Consider the following 3,367-nt stretch of genomic DNA (forward strand, 5'->3'; position numbering starts at 1 on the left):
CATATTTACTTCCATTTGTTACCTCCTTCTTGTTCTTAACTATATATTTTCCCGATTTATGAAAATTAATACAATTGTACTTTAGCTAACCTTCCCCGATAGTTGCATAAAGAAAAAGCTGCCGAAGCAACCCTGTTATTGAACTAAGCACCAGTTAGCTTAACAAGATAAATATTTTTCTTGGTCACATAAAAGACCATTTTATTGGAAAAATAATCATAAAGGAGATGTAATTATTGAAGAAGATAACTTCCATTACTCTTATAGCAGTATTAGTTACATTATTTGCTTTAAATGTACAAGGATTCGCTCAATCTAATACTGGAGAAGAACCATGGAGTAAGTACCCGGATAATTCAACAATGAAATTCAAAGATGTGGATTCAATGTATGATTCTCTTGATAAAAATCAATATGTTGAATTTGAGAATGCAAAATTGAACATTCGAGAAAAGGGTTATTTTAAAGACATTAATACGGTACTATCAAAAGCTGATATGTACGGTGGTAAATCAAGACATGGTGGAGAAGGTTATCACCCTAAAAGACAAGTTTATGTATTTGTAACAGTCTCTCAGGATGGTAAAAATGTGACAACAGCTATTTTTGATGCAGAAACTAAAAGACCCATTTCAATAAGTTCAAATTAAAAAATGATGACAACTCTTGGATTTATGGAGTTGTTTTTTTATTTTCCAATAACACTCTTTAAGCCATTTTCCTTAATGAACTATCCTGCCCCTTTAGTTATAAAAAAAGGCTGTCTAAACAACAGCCTGACTATTACACCCTATGTTAGTCTTTTTGTATATATTTATGGTCCATAAAAAATCATAAAGAGCATTAGAAATATGTTTAATACTAACAATATCTTACCAAATAGATTTTTTATAGCTAAAACAGAAAATACAATAGAAATTATGAATGAAAAAATTTCTAGTTTTGGTGGAAAATACACAACGTCTAAAATGCCTGACATAGAAAAATACAAAAGAAAAATGCTAATAAATATAAATATCATTGAAAAAATTAATGCTATCGTGATATAAATAAAAGTCCTGAGTTTTTTCAGATGTTGTTTCTCATAGCTATAATCAACCATTTTCCCCTCCGGATATTAAGTTTGTTTAATCCTTAAAAATCAACCTTTACCGAATACTATTCGCTTTCTGAACAATAAATACCTTCTTCAACTATCCTGCCCCCTTAGTTCATCAAGAAACTCAACAACATTATTTAACAGAGCTTTTAAAAAAAAAACACAAAAAGCCCCATTTTTTGGGAGGCTTTTTGTGTTTGCTGATAGGACTCCAAAATGCTATATAAGCACTCCTTTCCGTCATTCTCCCTTTAATTCAGCTAAATAGTGCCTTACGGCACTTTCAACTAGTTCATAAACCGTCCTATCATGAATGATTGCTTGTATTTTTAGTTCCTTCATAAGTTCAACATCCATATCGAATGAAGAACGTTTTCTTATAACGTTGGTTCGTTCCATGGTTGGTGCTGATTGTTCGTTCGCTTGTTTAACCTGTTCTTTACCACGTTTTATGCCAACGTTAGAACGTTGGTTGGTATTGTTAATAGGTTCTTTATTTACATTAGTTGAAACGTTCGCCTTTGCTTTTCCTGCTGTTGCAAAGTTATAAATAAGCTGCTCTTGTACCGTTTCCTCGTCACCTTCACCAACGAAATGCCAGCCTTTTTCGCTTGAATTTCTATACTCATAACCAGCTTTATTCAATGCTTTTCTTAGTAATTTTTCTGAAAGATGAACATCAGCCCTTTTTGCAATATTCACTGGTTTATCAGTTTTAATTAACTCCAAGATTTCACCGATTTTCATTTAGTAAGCTCACGGGAAAACCAATACTTCGTTTTGATATTTCGATAAGTACCAATGTCTTTGATCAGCTCGGCAATAAGATCATAACCGCAATATGTGTGCCTCAGCGTGCTAAATTCATCCAATGTGACATAATCATCACTCTTTAATTCAACGTGACACTCTCCACAACAAATCCCCATATCCAACACCTCCACAAAGTATATTGATATATTCGTCGAAACTTGGTGACCATCCTTCTTTTGTACAAAAAACAGGTCTATTGACGGTCCTTTAATGTTTATTAGTTTTTCAAAGTTATCTGGACCTAATTATAAAGAACCTTAATAAATAAAGGAGAGTACAGTTATTAACACAATGTTACAATAACACAAATTCAAAATGTAAATTTTGAGTACACTCATAGTAGATTATTAAAAATGCTATTTTAAGTGGATTTTGTGTGTAAAATTTAAGTTGTATAATAAATGAACTAGGTAAGTAGATTGAAAGGATGTCACTTTAGGCGATAATTTGCACTTATTTTGCAACTTTAAAACCCAGCTACCTTCATAAGAGAAGATTAGCTGAGTTTCTTCATTATTCCTGCTTTTCTAAATACCGATAAATCGTTGTTCGAGATACACCTCATTTTTCTGCGACGTCTTTAATCGGTGTACCATTTTCAATTAGTGATTTCATCATTTCAATATCTTTCGGTCCAAATTTTCCAGGACGTCCTCCAAGTCGACCACGTGCTCTAGCTGCAGCTCGTCCGGCAGCCGAACGTTCCTCAATTAAATTACGTTCAAATTCCGCAAATGCCGCAAACAAATGAAACATCAATTGGCCTGTGGCATTACTTTTGTCCATTGTTAAATTTTCTTGTAGACTGTGAAAGCCACACCACGTTCATTTAAGCTATTCACAATTTGAATTAAATCTTGCATATTGCGTCCTAATCGATCTAATCGCCAAACAACAATCGTATCGCCTTCACGTGCATACTGAAGTGTTTCCTCTAACCAGGACGCTGTCTTTTTGCCCACTCATTTTATCGTGAAAAATTCTGGAACAGCCATATTGCGTAAGAGCGTCCATCTGTAAATCTAAATTTTGTAATCCCGTCGACACACGTGCATATCCAATTAACACTCAAATCACTCTTTCTTATTATTCCTTTATATTTTTTGTAACATAAGATAAAAATAGATAGGTTATTGAACGTAGAATAATGAACAGAGTTTTGTTACGATAAAGGCAATAAAAACGTCCTTTTCATATCGAACAGTGGTGTGTTCAGAAAAGGACGAGTTTCGGAACAAATAATAAAATATGTACTTTTTAATTTTGTTCTGCAATCGGGCCATTTAATGAAATAAGGATTACGAGCTAACTGCAGTTAAGTTGAAGAAGGATTTTTGTAATTAAAACAGAATAATTATATTCACCTCCAGAATTTGTGAGTAAGTTATTTATCATTAGGAATCAATTGAAAAATTCAAGATAATGAAAAAAAGGAGGAAATTTAAAATGACGCAT

The 3,367-nt window shown here is 32.9% G+C and carries 5 protein-coding genes and 1 pseudogene; 2 read left to right on the forward strand and 4 right to left on the reverse strand.

The window, feature by feature from the left end; all coding sequences use genetic code 11:
* The first annotated feature begins 236 nt into the window (after window positions 1–236).
* Both ACFX4L_RS25170 and ACFX4L_RS25175 read left to right on the forward strand, forming a co-directional pair.
* Entirely contained in the window at window positions 237–650 is a 414-nt protein-coding gene (locus ACFX4L_RS25170) for a hypothetical protein (protein WP_289319594.1), read from the forward strand.
* A gap of 201 nt (window positions 651–851) precedes the next feature.
* Window positions 852–1,049, forward strand: coding sequence for a hypothetical protein (locus ACFX4L_RS25175; RefSeq protein ID WP_377406647.1), 198 nt, complete (start codon window positions 852–854; stop codon window positions 1,047–1,049).
* A 290-nt stretch (window positions 1,050–1,339) separates the two neighbouring features.
* Here ACFX4L_RS25175 and ACFX4L_RS25180 read toward each other — a convergent pair whose 3' ends face one another.
* From ACFX4L_RS25180 to ACFX4L_RS25195, 4 genes and pseudogenes are all read right to left on the reverse strand, one after another.
* Entirely contained in the window at window positions 1,340–1,846 is a 507-nt protein-coding gene (locus ACFX4L_RS25180) for a hypothetical protein (RefSeq protein ID WP_377386967.1), read from the reverse strand.
* Window positions 1,843–2,028 (reverse strand): hypothetical protein, encoded by a 186-nt coding sequence (locus ACFX4L_RS25185; protein ID WP_061465031.1) that lies wholly within the window; start codon window positions 2,026–2,028, stop codon window positions 1,843–1,845. The genes ACFX4L_RS25180 and ACFX4L_RS25185 overlap by 4 nt, the downstream gene beginning before the upstream one ends.
* A 445-nt stretch (window positions 2,029–2,473) precedes the next feature.
* Window positions 2,474–2,811: pseudogene (locus tag ACFX4L_RS25190) on the reverse strand (recombinase family protein).
* Window positions 2,812–2,821: 10 nt separating this feature from the next.
* Entirely contained in the window at window positions 2,822–2,926 is a 105-nt protein-coding gene (locus tag ACFX4L_RS25195; protein ID WP_377406649.1) for a hypothetical protein, read from the reverse strand.
* Window positions 2,927–3,367: the final 441 nt, after the last annotated feature.

The organism is Peribacillus sp. YIM B13482 (genome assembly GCF_042787975.1).
GTDB classification, from domain to species: Bacteria; Bacillota; Bacilli; order Bacillales; family DSM-1321; genus Peribacillus; species Peribacillus simplex_A.